Raw genomic sequence first — 17,519 nt, forward strand, 5'->3', positions numbered from 1 at the left:
ACCAAGTTTTCGCCCATGCAGGGCGCACATCAAAAAAAAAAGAGTAGCCATTTGACTACCCTTTCCGTTTATTCTGTAATTAACTTATTCACCGCCGCTTTAATAGCGATTTTCACGTGTTCATATGTTAAACCACCTTGCACAAATGCCATATATGGCGGACGAATCGGGCCGTCAGCTGTTAATTCTAGACTGGCACCTTGTATAAACGTCCCTGCTGCCATAATGACATCACTTTCATATCCAGGCATTGGGCTTGGGTACGGCTTCACGTGTGAATTAATTGGGGAAGCATATTGTATTTCCTGACAAAAAGCAACCATCTGCTCAGCTGTTTGAAAGGATACAGACTGAATCAAATCGGTTCGCTTCTCATCATAACTCGGTGAAGAAGTAAAACCGAGGTGTTCTAGCATACGCGCAGTAAATACCGCACCTTTCATCGCTTCACCTACTACATGTGGGGCTAAAAATATACCTTGAAACATCTCCTGTAACGTATGTAACGTTGCTCCTGTTTCTTTTCCAAGTCCTGGTGCAGTTAAACGATTTGCACATTGTTCGACTAAAGCTTCATCTCCCACAATATAGCCGCCTGTACGAACAATACCGCCACCTGGGTTTTTAATTAATGAACCCGCTATAATATTCGCACCTACATGAAGTGGTTCTAATTCTTCCGCAAACTCTCCATAACAATTATCGACAAACACATACACATTCGGATTTATTTGTTTTACAAAACGAATCATTTCTTCTATTTGTGCAATAGTAAACGACGGTCTGTCCGCATAGCCTTTGGAACGTTGAATACCAATGACTTTTGTTCTCTCGTTTATCATTTGCTTCACACGTTCAAAATCTACTTTCCCTTCTTCCGTCAATGCGACATGATTGTAATCAATGCCAAACTCTTTTAAAGAGCCATTATTTGTACCGCGAGATCCAACAATTTCTTCTAACGTATCATAAGGACGCCCAGTTATATATAACAATTCATCATGAGGGCGTAATAAACCGAATAACGCCACCGTAATTGCATGAGTGCCTGAAACAATTTGTGGACGAACCAAAGCATCTTCTCCACCAAATATCGAAGCATAAATCGCCTCTAGCTTCTCTCGCCCAAAGTCATCGTATCCATAACCAGTTGTAGAATTAAAATGAGCATCACTTACGCGCTCTTGTTGAAAAGCACGTAACACTCTTTCTTGGTTATATTCAACTAGTTTGCCGATTTTTTCATGTATTGGTTTAATATCTTGTTCTGTTTGTTTGACGATTTCTTCTATGTTGTTATGCATGTTTGTTTCTTACTCCTTTAATTGTCTATTCTCATTTGATAATACATCGGGTGCTCTGTGTGAATGTAGCCTTTGACAATATATAGCTCTTGTTCCTCAAGAAAGGTTTGCTCTGTTACAATGGACTGACGACTAAGCCGATGTAAATAGTCCGCTTCTGATGGCTTTACATATAATTGATAAGCAACAAATTGTTTTAAGATAACTTCTTCTATCCTTTTAAACAGGCGATGAATGTCATCCATTTGATACGCACTAATAGTAATATGCGGAACAGAAACAGGTACAAACGTCTCGGTTACTAAATCCATTTTATTATAGACGGTAAGCATAGGAATGTGATGAGCCTCTAACTGTTCTAAATGCTTCTGTACCGTTTTCTCGTGTTCCGCATGATCAGGGTGTGAGGCATCAACGACATGTAGGATAAAATCCGCTTCTGTCACTTCTTCTAAAGTTGATCGAAAAGCCGCAATAAGCGCGGTTGGTAAATCTTGTATAAAACCTACTGTATCTGACATCAACACGTGGAAGCCGCTCGTTAATTGTACTTGTCTCGTTAACGGATCAAGCGTTGCAAAAAGCTGATTTTCTTCAAAAGATTCGCTATCTGTCATCCGATTAAACAACGTAGATTTTCCAGCATTCGTATAACCGACAATGGCGATTTGAAATGCTTGGTTTTCTTTCCTTCGCTTCCGATATTGCAATCGTTGTTTTGCTACTTGCTCCATTTGCCGTTTAATATCATCCATTCTTCTTAATATGTGCCGCCTGTCTGATTCAAGCTTGGTTTCCCCTGGTCCTCTTGTCCCAATTCCGCCACCAAGCCTTGATAGATTTTTACCTTGACCGTGTAAACGAGGTAACAAGTAAGACATTTGCGCAAGCTCGACTTGTAACTTCCCCTCTCTCGTATTCGCACGACTCGCAAAGATATCTAAAATCAATTGCGTACGGTCAATAATACGGACTTCCAAGAAATCTGCTAAATGATTCATTTGGCTAGGCGTCAGTTCATCATTAAAAATAACCAAATCGATTTGTTCTTGCTCTATGTACACGTTCATTTCTTCTACTTTACCTGTTCCAATATAATAAGCTTGATGTATTCGTTGACGTTTTTGTGTAACGATGCTTACAACTTCTCCGTGAGCTGTTTCCGTTAAAGATACTAATTCATTTAATGATGATTGAAAGCGTTCGTCATCTTGATTCGGCAACTGACACGCAGCAATCAAAACTCTTTCTCGTTGATTCATACCATCCCTCATTTACAATGTACTAACCTTACCTATCATAACAAACCACTTCTTTTATTGCGAATGTATCCTTTACGATCACGAACATTAAAGCGAAAAGGGCCAAATACACAGAAGGCATTTGGCTTAACAATCGCTACCTTACATGACATCTAAAGTGATATCTTTACTCGTTAACGTCTTTAATTCATAAGAACTGTATCGATTTTGTTTCATAAGACGCATGGCATGTTTACGAATAGACTGTTCAATCACGTTGCGCACGTATCTTCCGTTAGAGAAACTTTCCTCTTTTTGGTGTTGTTTCTTCATTAAATGATCCTTCAGTTTCCATTCAGCATCTTTCGCTAATTCATACTCTCGTTCCGCAAGCATTTGCTTTGCAATGGATAATAGTTCATCCACCGAATAATCATCAAATTCTAAGATTAGCGGGAAGCGAGAGTGCAAGCCTGGATTTAATCGAAGAAACCGTTCCATTTCATTCGGGTAACCTGCCAGAACGAGAATAAAGTCATTGTGATGATCCTCCATATGTTTCACCATCGTGTCAATTGCTTCCTTGCCAAAGTCCTTTTCTCCACCTCTAGCTAAAGAATATGCTTCATCAATAAACAGCACACCTCCCATGGCTTTCTTGATTAAATCTCTCGTTTTTTGTGCTGTATGTCCAATATATTCCCCAACAAGGTCTGCCCGTTCAGCCTCGATAAAATGCCCTTTAGACAGTACATTCATTTCGAAAAAAAGTTTCGCTAATTTACGGGCGACGGTTGTTTTTCCTGTGCCGGGATTCCCTTTAAACATCATATGAAGCACTTGTTGAGACGGCTTTAATCCCACAGCTTGCCTTTTTTGATTGACGATGATACTGGCATAGATTTCTTTAATCGTCCCTTTTAATGACTCTAAACCAATAAAATCTGTAAACTCTGCATCAATCGCTTCGAAAGGGTTTGTTAAGTATGATTTCGACGCTTTATCTATTTGTTCTAGTTCACTTTTTCTTTCTTGAAACATCACATTAATTTGACCGTTACGTTTATAAGTGACTTGCGTATCCACCTTTATCACCCCTTATTCAACACCATTATACGCATGGTGCATTAAAGGTGTGACAAACGCCCAATAAAAAAGAAAACAGGTGCCAAAAAAGCACCCATTCACAATTGTTACCTATTCTTATTCAAGCGTAATCGCCTTCACCGGAGCAAATGTAGATATCGCATGTTTAAATAATAATTGCTGTTTTCCATCCGTTTCAAGTAAAACGGTAAAATTATCAAATGCTTTCACGACACCGCGAAGCTGAAATCCGTTCGTTAAAAAGACGGTAACTTGTACATGATCCTTCCGAAGTTGATTTAAGAATTGATCTTGAATATTAACTGATTGTGCCATGATACTCCTCCTCTTTTCTATCTATACTATAATGTAATTCGCTAATTTTTACAGCTTTCCTGCTAAATCTGTTAAAATTTCTTCAAACTTTTTTGTAACGGTTTGCTCGGAAACTTCATACCAATCGACATGTAACTTATTGCGAAAATAAGTTAATTGGCGCTTAGCATAACGCCGTGAGTTTTGCTTTAAAGTTGCAATGGCATCTTCTAAGGCAATCTCCCCTTTTATATACGGAACCATTTCTTTATAGCCAATTGCTTGCATACTTTGAGCGTGTTCAAAGCCTTGATTATACAGGTGGCTAACTTCTTCGACTAACCCTTGCTCGATCATAAGATCAACTCGTTGATTAATCCGATTGTACAAAGCTTCCCGCTCCATATGTAAACCGATTAAAATAGGGTTGTACGGGGAATCTTTCTTTTGCTTTTCTTGGTATTCGCTCATCGTCATCCCTGTTTTTTCATATACTTCAAGTGCTCGTAATACACGACGTTTGTTATTCGGATGCACTTTCGCTGCTTGTTTCGGATCTACTTCCTTCAACTTTTCCATTAAAGGTTCTATCCCTTCGCAAGCCATTTGTGCTTCTAATTCGGCTCGGAACTCTTCATCTCGCTCTTGCTCGGAAAATTGAAAATCATATAAAACAGATTGGATGTACAGTCCTGTCCCACCAACAATGATTGGCAATTTCCCTCTTGAAGATATTTCCTCAATATGTCTTTGTACGCGACGCTGAAATTCCGCAACCGAAAAACTTTCATCAGGTTGTTTAATATCAAGCATATAATGAGGAACGCCTTGTTGTTCTTCTGTTGTAACCTTTGCCGTCCCTATATCCATGTGTTTGTATATTTGCATAGAATCCCCGCTAATAATTTCTCCATTATATCGCCGAGCTATTTCCACACTTAACCTCGTTTTACCTACTGCTGTTGGACCTACAATGGCAATAATCGTTTGCTTCAAATACTTCACTTCCCTTTTCACAGGGAGAAGTTGTGAGTATTCTCCCTGAATTTAATGCTCGTTTTCTAATGTTGCTTCTACAATGTCTATAATTTGTTGTGAAACAGATTCCGGGTCAATCATTCCATCGCTTGCCGTACGAACTTGTTCTAAGTCATATTCAACGCTACGTTGCGCAGCACCTAAGTGGACTTGACCACCTTCCATTACGTATTTAAGAGCATATACTCGTTCATGCAACATTTTTCGATCCATTTTTATCCCCCCATCAGTTCGTTACATTACCCGTTTAAACATTTTTTCCATCTCATATTGAGAAAAATGCACAATGATTGGACGTCCATGCGGGCATGTAAACGGGTCTGAAGATAGGCGTAAATCTTCAAGTAATTGGCGCATATCTTCTTCAGTTAAAAACTGATTTGCTTTAATTGACCCTTTACAAGACATCATAATTGCCGCTTCTTCTCTTAACGTCTTTATATCGACTTTTTGTTTATCCAAAACTTGTTGGAACATATCTTGAATAATTTCTTGCTCTTCCCCTTTTGGGAACCAATGAGGATGGGACCGTACAATAAATGTTTTCTCCCCGAAAGAATCCATCCATAATCCGACTTGCTTTAACTCTTCCAAATGTTGATTCAAGAGAATTGCTTCTGATTGAGATACTTCAAACGTCATTGGTACAAGCAATTCTTGTGCTTCCTTTGCTGGTGTTGCCAACTTATCACGAAAGAATTCATACTTAATACGTTCTTGAGCTGCATGCTGATCCACAATGTATAAGCCATTTTCATTCTGTGCCAGAATATACGTACCATGAAGTTGTCCAATAGGGTACATGATAGGAACTCTTGACGTCTCTGTTTGAGCATGTTGATTCCCATCAGATACGTTCACTTCCTGCTCTTCTATTGTTTCACTCTGTTCAACTTTTGTCGCTTCCGTTTGATTGGTAGACGCTTGTTGCAACCATTCAGGAACGTAATCCGGCTCTCGAACAAGCGGGTGTTCAGGTGCTTTTTTCAGTTCCTTTTTAGATAAAGGCGGTCGTTCTTCAAAAGAAAAAGCATCTTGGACAGAGTCTTTTTCTTTGACACGCTTTGGCGCTTGATTTACTTCAGGAATTAACGCTTGCTGTTTAAACACTTGTGTCACAGCCTCTTGCATGGCGTCAAATAACTCTTTTTCCTTACTAAAACGCACTTCTAACTTAGCTGGATGAACATTTACATCGACTAAAATTGGATCCATGTCAATTTCTACTACGACGATCGGGTAGCGACCTATTGGAAGCAATGTATGGTATCCTTGCAGTACCGCTCGGTTGACAGTATGATTACGAATGTAACGACCGTTTACCAAAGTGGACATATAATTTCGAGAAGCACGTGTTACTTCCGGTTTCGCAATATATCCTTTGATCGTAAAATCTAACGTTTCATGATGAATCGGCACCATTTTACGCGCAGTATTCATGCCGTAAATTTGCGCAATAACGTGCAATAAATCCCCTCTACCGTTCGTTTGCATCAGCTTTTTATCACCGTGCCAACATTCAAAGCGTATGGTTGGATGGGAAAGCGCCATTCGATTCATTACATCTGTAATATGCCCAAGCTCTGTATGAATTGTCTTCATATATTTTAACCGAGCAGGTGTATTATAGAACAAGCTTGCCACCGTGATTTCTGTTCCTTTTCGGGCATCGCACTTATCCTTCTCCTCTATTTTTCCACCAGCTAACGAAAGAAATGTTCCCGCTTGCTCGCCTGTTGACGTTCGTATCGTCAAGCGACTAACGGCGGCTATACTCGCAAGTGCTTCTCCTCGGAAACCTAAGGTACGAACGCGGAACAAATCTCTTTCGTCTATAATTTTACTCGTCGCATGACGGAGAAACGCTCGCTCGCAATCCCCCTCCGCCATACCTTTACCATTGTCGATTATTTTTATTTTCGCTAATCCCGCTTCTTCTAGTTCAACTTTAATCCACGTGCTCCCTGCATCTATACTGTTTTCCACTAATTCTTTCACAACTGAAGAAGGGCGCTCGACCACTTCACCGGCTGCAATTTTATTTGCTAATGCATCTGGCATTTGTCGTATCGTCGCCATACGAATCCCTTCCTTATTGTTTCTTTAACTGTTTTTGTAAATGATACAAGTGATTCATTGCTTCAATTGGATTTAACTCTAGCAAATCCAGTTCTTTCAATTGTTGCATTACGGATTGTTCCGTTTGCGAAACCGGCTGCTTAACGTGCAGTTGCTCCGTTTCTTCATGAGCAGTAAATAAACTTAGTTGCCTGTCATTTGGTTGCTCTTTGACGACAGGACGCTCGGAAGGTGCACCTTCTAATTGCACTAAAATAGCATTTGCCCGTTCAATTAGTGTAGTAGGGAGCTGCGCAAGTTTAGCTACGTGAATACCGTAACTTTGATCTGCTGCGCCTTTTTGAATTTGGTGCAGGAATACAACTTTCCCTTCATACTCTTCTGCACGCACATGTACATTCATTAACTGTTGTAAGTCTTCTTCTAAACTCGTAAGCTCATGATAGTGCGTCGAGAACATGGTCTTCGCATGGATTTCCTCATGAATATATTCCACGATCGCTTGGGCTAGCGCCATACCATCATACGTACTTGTCCCACGTCCGATTTCATCTAACAAAATAAGACTACGCTCAGTCGCTTTTGTTAATGCATGCTTCGCTTCCATCATCTCAACCATAAACGTACTTTGGCCAGATACTAAATCATCAGCTGCTCCAATTCTCGTAAAAATTTGATCAAAGATCGGGAGCTGCGCTTGTTCACACGGAACGAAACAACCGATTTGTGCCATCACAGCTGTTAAAGCAAGTTGTCGCATGTACGTACTCTTCCCGCTCATGTTCGGACCTGTAATCAGAAGGATCGTGGAATCATCTTTCATTTCCACATCATTTGGAACAAACTGCGCATCTTTCATCACTTTTTCCACAACAGGATGTCGGCCTTGCCTAATGACAACGTTCTGGTTATCTCCTATTTCAGGACGTGTATAACCATTTTGTTCACTTACGGTGGCAAAGCCTTGAAGAACGTCAATAGAAGCGATTTGTTCTGCTAGCAACTGCAAAGGACGAATATACGATTTCACTTGCTCTCTTACTTTTACAAATAGCTCATATTCTAGGTCAACACTTTTTTCTTGTGCTTCTAATATAAGTGTTTCTTTCTCTTTCAGTTCTGGGGTAATATAACGCTCTGCATTCGTTAATGTTTGCTTACGCTCATATCGACCTGCTGGTAACAAGTGCAAGTTTGCTTTCGTCACCTCAATGTAATAGCCGAACACCCGATTATAACCGACTTTTAGCGATTTAATATTCGTTAATTCTCGCTCCTGTTTCTCTAATTGAGCAATCCACTTTTTTCCATTACGAGCTGCGTCACGGTAGTCATCGAGTTGGCTGTGGTAACCATCTTTGATCAATCCACCTTCTTTTATTGTTATCGGTGGGTCTTCTTGAATACTATCTTCTAGAACTTGATAGACTTCGTGTAAACAGTCCAGTCGCTCTCCCAACTGTTGTAATTGTGGTTCCGCAAAGTCAGCTAACAGACGCTTTATTTCAGGAATTTTACTAAGTGACTGCTTTAATTGAATTAAATCTCTAGCATTCACATTCCCATATGATACACGACCTGCTAAGCGCTCTAAGTCATATACCGAGCGTAAAGCTTCTCTTAATGATTCCCGTTCAAAAAACTGCTCTTGAAACCCTTCGACTTGATTATAGCGCTTTTCAATTAAGTCCTTTTGAAGAAGTGGCCGCTCCATCCACTTCTTTAAACACCGCGAACCCATAGACGTAACTGTTTGGTCTAACACCCATAACAAACTACCTTTTTTTCCTTGTTTGCGAATGGTTTCCATTAACTCCAAATTACGCTTAGAATACATATCTAACTTCATAAATTGTTGCAATTCTATATATTGAACAGGCTTTAAATGATCCATCGCACGTTTTTGGGTTGCTTTTAAATAATGAAACAATCGAGCGAAACCGACTTTTAGTTTAGGCAATTGTAATTCAACAACAAGCGCCATCACATCGTCTTCTAATTCCTCACAATCTTCTTCTGATACCGTTACACCAAGTCGATCGGCCAATCCGTTCTTTTGTTCTACTGGCAATGTAGTCGGTACCACTACTTCTTTTACAGGTCGATTAAACAATTCACTTAACACACCATCAAAACCGTCGGTCACTAATGCAACACTATTTTCACCAGTGGTTAAATCATTGTAAGCAATAACGTATGTATCGTCTTCAAATGGGGTTAAGGAAGCAAGGTAATTATTCTCCTCTTCTTTCAGCATCGCACCTTCCATCACAGTACCAGGAGTTACTAGCTTAACAACTTCGCGCTCTACAACTCCTTTAGCCTCTTTCGGATCTTGTATCTGCTCGCAAATCGCCACTTTATACCCACGTTCTACAAGCGTTTTAATATAATTATCAGCAGCGTGAAATGGCACTCCACACATCGGAATACGTCCATTCTCTCCACCATCTCTACTTGTTAATGTTATTTCTAATTCTTGAGCTGCTTTCGTCGCATCCTCAAAAAACATTTCATAAAAGTCACCTAATCGAAAAAATAAAAAGGCATCTCGGTACTGTGCCTTGATTTTTACATATTGCTGCATCATTGGTGTATATTTTGCCATTTCTAAATCCCCCAACGTATTTCACATGTGTTTCATTATATCACATCAACCTTATTCCCTCTAATAAAAGTGGCACAACAAAAAAGACCCTAAACTTAGGGCCTCTTTCTTATTCTTCTTCTTTGTGAGCAAGGAAGTCTGGATCAACAGATGCCAACTCCTCATCGGTTACATCATAGAGGCAATCGTCATCATCTTGCATGCATCCATCTGGGTCCACTTTTACACATAACTTCGTTTCACCTACGATTTCAACAATAAATTCACGCTCTACATCGACAACAATCTTATGCCCGTGATTAGCAATTCGTGCTTCTAAACAGTTCGGTTGTTGAATGACACGCGCCATCACTTCAAAATCGCAATCGAGGCAATTCTCATCCTGCACAGACAACCGAACTTTATCCGTATAATGTACTCTCTCTGTAACGACTTCTGTTTTCGTATTATCGTTATACGAATACCAAACGTTAATATCGTAACTTCCTGATACCTCTACATAATCCCCTTTTTTCTTTGCGTTATACATATGGTTGATTACCCAACAACCTAATATACTTGTTGGGCGATGAGATGGAGTAACAGTATGGGTATCCTGGGTAAACTTCCGCCCTTTACCACAAACTGCTTTCGTAATAATCTCACGGTATTCTTGATTAAAAAACGACATAAGAGCCCAACCTCCTTCTTCTTTGTTCATTGCCATTATATGCATGACAAACGCCCGAAGTGCACGAAACAGTTACCAGGATCATAATTAGACATTCGTGAAATGATAACCTGTTACATTGTATGCAAAAGCCCATAAATATTTACGAAAATATTCTCACAATCCTCCATACACCATATGTATTCCGTCATCCTAAAAAAAATGCTTCCCATAAAAAAAGAACACCCTTATACGTAAGAGTGCTCTTCTGTCACTTTAATGATCACAAGAACTACCAGCTTGTAGTGCTGAACCAGTCGTCCCTTGCAATAAATCGCCACCTGTATCGCGAATAATTTCATCCGTTACTTGATTGGCAATCGTCGTTGTTACAAGTTGAAGGAAGTCGTTTACATCTACTTGTGTTTCTTTGAACTCCTGTACAACCGGTATGGCATCTAATTCATCTTGAAGGCGTTCAATTTCTTTTTCGACCTTCTTTAATGCTTCGGTCTTTTCATAGTATTGAAAATTGACAGCTTGTTTTTGTAATTTCTTTATTCGGTTAATGTATTGTTGAACTTTTTCATTTTCATTTATCTTCGCTTCTACTTCCTTGAAGCGATCAATCTCTGGCGTGTTTGCAATAGCCATAGATAACTGTTGCACTTGCTCCATTACTTGCTCTTTCGTATAGTTTGCCATTTATGATTTCACCTCTGCCGTTTGGACTAATTCTCCATCTAGAGACCATGTTTTTGCTTTTGTTACCTTCACTTGGACAATTTCACCAATTAATGATTTAGGTGCCCTGAAGTTTACTAGCTTATTACGATGCGTGTAGCCAGCTAATACATCTGGATTCTTCTTACTTTCTCCTTCTACTAACACATCAACCATTTCACCTTCATATTTCTTCATTGTTTCTGCCGCTTGGTGGTTCACAAGTGCATTCAATCGCTGCAAACGCTCTTTCTTCACTTCCATTGGTACATTATCTTTCATCTTAGCTGCTGGTGTACCTTCTCGTGGTGAATAAATAAATGTGTAAGCTCCTTCAAACCCTACTTCTTCTACTAAAGATAATGTTTCTTGGAATTGCTCTTCCGTTTCATTTGGGAAACCTACAATAATATCCGTTGTAAGAGTAGCATTCGGCATCGCTTCACGAATTTTGTGTACAAGTTCTAGATAACGTTCTCTCGTATATTTACGAGCCATAATCTTCAATACTTCTGAACTACCTGATTGTACTGGCAAATGAATATGATCTAGTAGGTTACCTCCTTTAGCAAGTACTTCAATTAAACGGTCATCAAAGTCACGAGGGTGAGAAGTCGTAAAACGAACGCGCGGAATATCAATTTTACGAATTTCATCCATCAGATCACCTAAACCGTACTCCATATCAAGGTCTTTCCCGTAGGCGTTTACGTTTTGGCCGAGCAAGGTAATTTCCTTATACCCTTGTGCCGCTAATTGACGAACTTCTTGTATAATATCTTGTGGCAAGCGGCTACGTTCTTTCCCGCGAGTATAAGGAACGATACAATACGTACAAAACTTGTCACAACCGTACATAATGTTCACCCAAGCTTTAATACTACCTTTACGCTGCCGCGGAAGATTCTCCACGATATCTCCTTCTTTAGACCATACTTCAACAACCATTTCTTTACTAAACATTGCTTCCTTCACTAATTGTGGCAGTCGATGAATGTTATGCGTACCAAAAATTAAGTCAATGAATGGATGTTTTTGCAAAATGCGGTTCACAACAGATTCTTCTTGTGACATACAGCCGCAAACACCAATAATAAGATCTGGCTTCTCTTGCTTTAACGGTTTAAGATGACCAATTTCACCAAACACTTTGTTCTCTGCGTTTTCACGAATGGCACACGTATTTAACAGAATAATGTCGGCCTCGTTTGTATCCGACGTTGATTCATATCCTATATCAGTAAGGATACCTGCCATAATTTCCGTATCGTGTTCGTTCATCTGACAGCCATACGTACGAATAAGAAATTTCTTACCTTCCCCAATACGTGCGATATCTTCTGGAATATCAAAGTCATAATGGACGTTCACATCTTCTTTACCACGTTTTTTAGCATTTTTTAAAGAAGGTGGTTGATACGTCGTTTCAAAATACTTAGCAAAATCTGCTGATGTTTTTTCTTTTAAAGGTTTATCCTGAGCGGATTTTCTGTCCGTTGGATTTTCTTTTATTTGATTTAGTTCTTTTCTTTGTTGTTCATTCATTTTCAGAGAACTCCTTTCCTAACGATCCCTCTAACTGTAATATTATATCAGCCACACTTCAAAAAAGAAAGAAGATAGGTAGTATTTAAGAGGATCAACAAAAAGAAAAGGAGCTTGTGTTAGCCCCTTTACATGCGCTATAAAATGTTTAACGTCTTAGCAGCTTTTTCAAATGCATGTAACGCTTCTTGTAATGCTTCTTGCGAATGTTCAGCTGTTACTATGGTACGTACACGGCCTTGGCCTTTTTGTACGGTAGGGTAAACAATCCCTTGAGCAAATACACCTTCTTTAAATAGTTCGTCCGAGAAACGATGTGTTAGCGATTCGTCTCCAATCATAACCGGGGTAATGGGCGTTTTACTAATTCCTATATCAAACCCTAATTGCTCAAGGCCTTGTTTGAAGAATTTCGTATTGTCCCACAGTTTGTCTATTAATTCTGGTTCTTCTAGCAAAACATCTATTGCCGCTTCACACGCAGCAGTTACTGCAGGAGGATGAGAGGTACTAAATAAAAAAGGTCGACCTTTATGAATAAGATAGTCTTTTAACGTTTGCGTTGTAGCTACATATCCCCCTAGAACACCTATCGCTTTACTTAGTGTACCTACTTGAATATGCACGCGACCATCAAGACCGAAATGGTTTACTGTTCCTCGTCCATTATCTCCAAGCACCCCGCTTGCATGGGCATCATCTACCATGACTAGAGCACCGTATCGCTCGGCTAACTCTACAATTTCAGGAAGCGGTGCAATATTTCCATCCATGGAGAATACACCATCTGTTACGATTAGCTTCGTTCGATACGATTCCGATTCTCGTAACCTCTCCTCTAAAGATTGCATATCGACATGTTTATAAATTTTACGCCCTGCTTTCGTTAACCGAATCCCATCAATTATCGAAGCGTGGTTTAATTCATCCGAAATCACGACATCTTGGTCTGTTAACATGGAGGAAAGCACACCTTGGTTCGTTGTAAAACCAGACTGGAAGACGAGAGCCGCTTCTGTATGCTTAAATTTGGCTAACTTGTGTTCAAATTGCTCATGCATCGTTAATGTACCTGCAATCGTCCGAACAGAACCCGTACCAGCACCATAACGTTCAATCGCTTGTAATGCAGCTTCTTTCAATCTTGGGTGGTCTGTTAACCCTAAATAATTGTTAGAAGATAATTGGATAACTTCTTTTCCTTTGATTGTAACCCGAGAACCTTGCTTAGACTCTAATGGTATAAGTTCCCGAAACGTACCATTTGCCTTCATTTGATCTAACTCTTGCTGTAGATATTCAAATCCTTTCACGTTTAAAAACCTCCTAATGTATCATCATTCATTTGGGTACAATACCACTTTCCCACACATTCCTTCATTCATTAACGCAAACCCCTGTTCAAATTCCTCAAGAGGTAAGTGATGCGTAATAAGCGATTGCATATTCACTTGATTTGCTTCTAACAATCTTGAAACTTGCTGCCACGTTTCAAACATCTTCCTACCCGTAATTCCTTGCACATAAACACCCTTAAACACGATATCATTCGTCACATCTAACGTAACCGGTTTCACTGGCAAGCTTAATATCGCTACACGCCCTCCATTTGCCACCATTTTAAACCCTTGGTCCATCGCCAACGGATGACCACTCATCTCACATACGACGTCCACACCGAATCCATTCGTCTTTTGTTTCGCAACCGTGACAGGGTCTTCTTCATCAGAATGAATAACCGTTGTTGCTCCCATGTCCTTTGCTAGTTGTAACCGATAAGGGTTTAAATCAAACGCTAGTACTTGAGAAGCTCCCGCCGCTTTCGCTACGGCTACTGCCATTAAGCCAATCGGACCACAACCAATGACGGCAACCGACTTACTCGTCACATCTCCATTCAAAACCGTATGAACAGCATTTCCCATCGGCTCTTGGATGGAAGCAATATCTGCCGGTAAAGTAGCAGGATTCACCCACAAGTTCTCCTCTGGCACAGCGACGTATTGAGCGAAACAACCTTGTGTATCCACTCCAATAATTTTCGTATTGTCACAAATATGATATTGACCTGTTAAACATTGCGGGCATCGATGGCACACAATATGAGTTTCAGCGCTTACATAATCACCCACCTTTACCCTCGTAGCAGATTTGCTCACTTCAACAACTTCTCCTGCAAACTCATGTCCAAACACATAGGGAGGATTCACTCTACTAGCTGACCAATCATCCCAGTTGTAGATATGGACATCTGTACCACAAATTGATGTGGCCTTCACTTTTATCAACACTTCGCCTTCGCCAATAACCGGTATCGGCACTTCTTTTAACTGGGCTCCCCCTCCACGATGATGCTTCACTAAAGCCTTCATCATTCCACTCATAAAAGACACATCCCAACTATAAATTCCCTTATAACACTATTATAATAATGTATGATAAATAAATCCAGAATATTTTCTTTTATGTGTCCTCACAGAAAAAACATTTGAGTACGTTAGGTAAGCGCTTTCTCCAAAACCGCATTAGGCTCCCTTTTTGCGCTGCCGTTGAACGTGAATTTTATTTCAAAAAAATAACCCTTTCATAAAAAAGGGCCATTAACTCATTCTACTTAGCAGCAGCTTTTCTCGGTTTGCACGCGTTTTCCTGGACAATTTGTTCGGTTTCTCCTTACATCACTTAGGAAAATGAGCGATAAAATTTTGATAAGTAATATTCGCAAACAAAGATGGAGGGAATTGCTGTTGTAATAGACGTTCGAAATCATCGTAATCAGTATAGTCTATTATCCCTTCGATGACGCAAGATGTACCATCAAAGTCAGATCCGAGTCCCACAACGTCACTACCTCCAAGAGAGATAATATATTCGAGATGACGGATAATATCGTCGGTTGTCGCCACGTCCTTTTGCGTTAAAAACGGGCAAACGTATGTAACACCGATAAAAGCATCTCTTGAAATGAGCTCTTTTACCTGTTCATCATCTAAATTTCTTGGATGCGGAGCTAGAGCATATGCGTTTGAATGAGAAGCCATCGGATATTCGGCTAGCTTCATGACATCCCAAAACCCTTGGTACGACAAATGGGATACGTCGGTCCATATTCGGTACTCATTCAATACGGATACTACTCGCTTTCCAAATGATGACAAACCAGCCCCTCTTTCCTCGCCAATTCCGTCACATACCGCATTCGCTTGGTTCCACGTAAGTCCGACCGCTTGGACACCGAGTCGCAACAATGTCTTCAATTTTACAATATCTTCTCCTATTGGATGACATCCTTCTAACGTTAACATGGCTCCTTTTTCGTGAGGCTGTAGGTTGAGCACATCCTCCTGACATGTAATTACTTGAATTTCATCATAGGGTTCAATAATCCGTTCATAGAATAAATCGACCATTTTCAAAGCCACTTGGAATTGTTGTTCACTAGGTACTTCCTCAGGTACAAAAATGGCGAAACACTGTACTTTTACATGGCTATTTTTCCATTTCTCATAATTTACCCTTAATTCTTCACTGTTGTGGAAAGACAAATGTTCATTAGACCATAGTTTCCATAAAACATCACAATGAGCATCGATAATCAATACTATTCCCCCTTTTCTATTTATATAAAAGGAAAACCTGTTTGCTTGATGGCAAACAGGTATCATACATACATTATCTAGGTTCAATAATTAATTTAATGGCTGTACGTTCTTCGTTGTCAATCAAAATGTCCGTAAAGGCAGGAATACAAATTAAATCAACTCCACTAGGAGCGACAAAACCTCGAGCAATAGCCACCGCTTTTACCGCTTGGTTTAAAGCACCCGCACCAATTGCTTGAATTTCAGCTGAACCACGTTCTCTTAGCACATTCGCAAGGGCTCCTGCTACTGAGTTAGGGTTAGATTTAGATGACACTTTCAATATTTCCATGACTAGTTCCTCCTTCATATCCTAATAATTGTTCCTCTTCTACTATATTCATGGAGTTGGAAGTTATTCCCCACACTACCATTATGCATGAATATTTCGAAAAATACAAACAATTAGTCAAGAAAAGGATGATCGTCATTAATTAAAATGCGCTTCACGCTAGTCGCTCTGCCAGATTCCTTATCGATATCTATTAAACAAGCACTCAATTGTGTTCTTCCTTTTTTAGGTATCTCAAAACGTACTGGCAGGCTCGTTTGGAATTTCTTGATGACAGCTTCTTTATCTGTACCTAATATTTCATCATATGGCCCTGTCATACCCACATCTGTAATATAGGCTGTGCCATTAGGAAGAATTCGTTCATCGGCTGTTTGTACATGAGTATGCGTCCCAACAATCGCACTAACTCGCCCATTTAAATACCACGCAAGCGCTAGTTTCTCGGACGTTGCTTCTGCATGGAAGTCAACAAAAATTATATTTGTCCTTTTTTTTGCTTCTTCAATAAGTTCATCTGCTACTTTAAATGGGTCTTCTAGTGGCGACATAAATGTGCGTCCCTGTAAGTTAATGACCGCTACTTCTCTATCATTCACTTTCATAAATGACATTCCTTTACCAGGTGTACCTTCAGGGAAATTCGCTGGACGAACCATGTTGTTTGCATCATCAATAAAATCAAATATTTCTCTTTTGTCCCAAGCATGGTTCCCTAATGTTATGGCTTGCGCTCCCGATTCCATAAATTGTTGATAAATTTTTTGTGTGATCCCTTTTCCTGATGCGGCATTCTCACCGTTAATGATGGTTAAATTCGGATGGTACTTTTGTTTAATCTTTGGCATATATTCTGTAACCATATCTCGACCTGGAGAGCCAACGACATCTCCTACAAATAAAATCCTCATTTTGATATAAATTCCTCTCTACCACAATGTAAAATTCTCATGCCTTATTGTATCTTTCTACCAGCATTTATGCAAAGTATACAATTT

16 protein-coding genes are annotated in these 17,519 nt (G+C 39.8%); all 16 read right to left on the bottom strand.

All coding sequences use genetic code 11. The annotated features are described in order from the left end of the window. Positions 1-68: 68 nt before the first annotated feature. Positions 69-1,304, bottom strand: coding sequence for a methionine gamma-lyase family protein (locus tag N784_RS02315; protein ID WP_036831783.1), 1,236 nt, complete (start codon positions 1,302-1,304; stop codon positions 69-71). Positions 1,305-1,321: 17 nt separating this feature from the next. Next, entirely contained in the window at positions 1,322-2,566 is a 1,245-nt protein-coding gene (gene hflX / locus N784_RS02320) for a GTPase HflX (RefSeq protein ID WP_036831786.1), read from the bottom strand. 141 nt (positions 2,567-2,707) lie between these two features. Beyond that, complete coding sequence (spoVK, locus tag N784_RS02325; protein ID WP_036831788.1) at positions 2,708-3,631, bottom strand: stage V sporulation protein K; 924 nt, start codon at positions 3,629-3,631, stop codon at positions 2,708-2,710. 117 nt (positions 3,632-3,748) lie between these two features. Continuing rightward, positions 3,749-3,967, bottom strand: coding sequence for an RNA chaperone Hfq (hfq, locus tag N784_RS02330; protein ID WP_036831791.1), 219 nt, complete (start codon positions 3,965-3,967; stop codon positions 3,749-3,751). 48 nt (positions 3,968-4,015) lie between these two features. Further along, the gene (miaA, locus tag N784_RS02335; RefSeq protein ID WP_036831794.1) at positions 4,016-4,942 is read right to left on the bottom strand and encodes a tRNA (adenosine(37)-N6)-dimethylallyltransferase MiaA; all 927 of its coding nucleotides are present in this window, start codon (positions 4,940-4,942) and stop codon (positions 4,016-4,018) included. 51 nt (positions 4,943-4,993) lie between these two features. After that, positions 4,994-5,197, bottom strand: coding sequence for a hypothetical protein (locus N784_RS02340; protein ID WP_036831797.1), 204 nt, complete (start codon positions 5,195-5,197; stop codon positions 4,994-4,996). Positions 5,198-5,218: 21 nt separating this feature from the next. After that, complete coding sequence (mutL, locus tag N784_RS02345; protein WP_036831799.1) at positions 5,219-7,063, bottom strand: DNA mismatch repair endonuclease MutL; 1,845 nt, start codon at positions 7,061-7,063, stop codon at positions 5,219-5,221. Between the two features lie 13 nt (positions 7,064-7,076). Beyond that, complete coding sequence (gene mutS / locus N784_RS02350; RefSeq protein WP_036831801.1) at positions 7,077-9,671, bottom strand: DNA mismatch repair protein MutS; 2,595 nt, start codon at positions 9,669-9,671, stop codon at positions 7,077-7,079. A gap of 109 nt (positions 9,672-9,780) precedes the next feature. After that, complete coding sequence (gene cotE / locus N784_RS02355; RefSeq protein ID WP_036831803.1) at positions 9,781-10,341, bottom strand: outer spore coat protein CotE; 561 nt, start codon at positions 10,339-10,341, stop codon at positions 9,781-9,783. Between the two features lie 255 nt (positions 10,342-10,596). Beyond that, entirely contained in the window at positions 10,597-11,025 is a 429-nt protein-coding gene (locus N784_RS02360; protein ID WP_036831806.1) for a RicAFT regulatory complex protein RicA family protein, read from the bottom strand. After that, a complete protein-coding gene (gene miaB, locus N784_RS02365) occupies positions 11,026-12,588 on the bottom strand; it encodes a tRNA (N6-isopentenyl adenosine(37)-C2)-methylthiotransferase MiaB (protein WP_036831809.1) in 1,563 nt (520 codons plus the stop codon). It lies immediately after the preceding gene. 137 nt (positions 12,589-12,725) lie between these two features. Continuing rightward, complete coding sequence (locus tag N784_RS02370) at positions 12,726-13,901, bottom strand: glycine C-acetyltransferase (protein ID WP_036831812.1); 1,176 nt, start codon at positions 13,899-13,901, stop codon at positions 12,726-12,728. Between the two features lie 24 nt (positions 13,902-13,925). Then, positions 13,926-14,972 (bottom strand): L-threonine 3-dehydrogenase, encoded by a 1,047-nt coding sequence (tdh, locus tag N784_RS02375; protein ID WP_052127095.1) that lies wholly within the window; start codon positions 14,970-14,972, stop codon positions 13,926-13,928. Positions 14,973-15,266: 294 nt separating this feature from the next. Next, positions 15,267-16,187: a dipeptidase gene (locus tag N784_RS02380; protein WP_036831818.1), complete on the bottom strand. Its 921-nt coding sequence runs from the start codon at positions 16,185-16,187 to the stop codon at positions 15,267-15,269. A gap of 73 nt (positions 16,188-16,260) precedes the next feature. After that, positions 16,261-16,521 carry a stage V sporulation protein S gene (locus tag N784_RS02385; protein WP_036831820.1) on the bottom strand — a complete coding sequence of 87 codons (261 nt, stop codon included), beginning with the start codon at positions 16,519-16,521 and terminating at the stop codon, positions 16,261-16,263. A 113-nt stretch (positions 16,522-16,634) separates the two neighbouring features. Then, the gene (locus N784_RS02390; protein WP_036831822.1) at positions 16,635-17,432 is read right to left on the bottom strand and encodes a TIGR00282 family metallophosphoesterase; all 798 of its coding nucleotides are present in this window, start codon (positions 17,430-17,432) and stop codon (positions 16,635-16,637) included. Positions 17,433-17,519 lie beyond the last annotated feature (87 nt).

Origin of the sequence: Pontibacillus litoralis JSM 072002 (genome assembly GCF_000775615.1) — a bacterium.
GTDB lineage: Bacteria > Bacillota > Bacilli > Bacillales > BH030062 > Pontibacillus > Pontibacillus litoralis.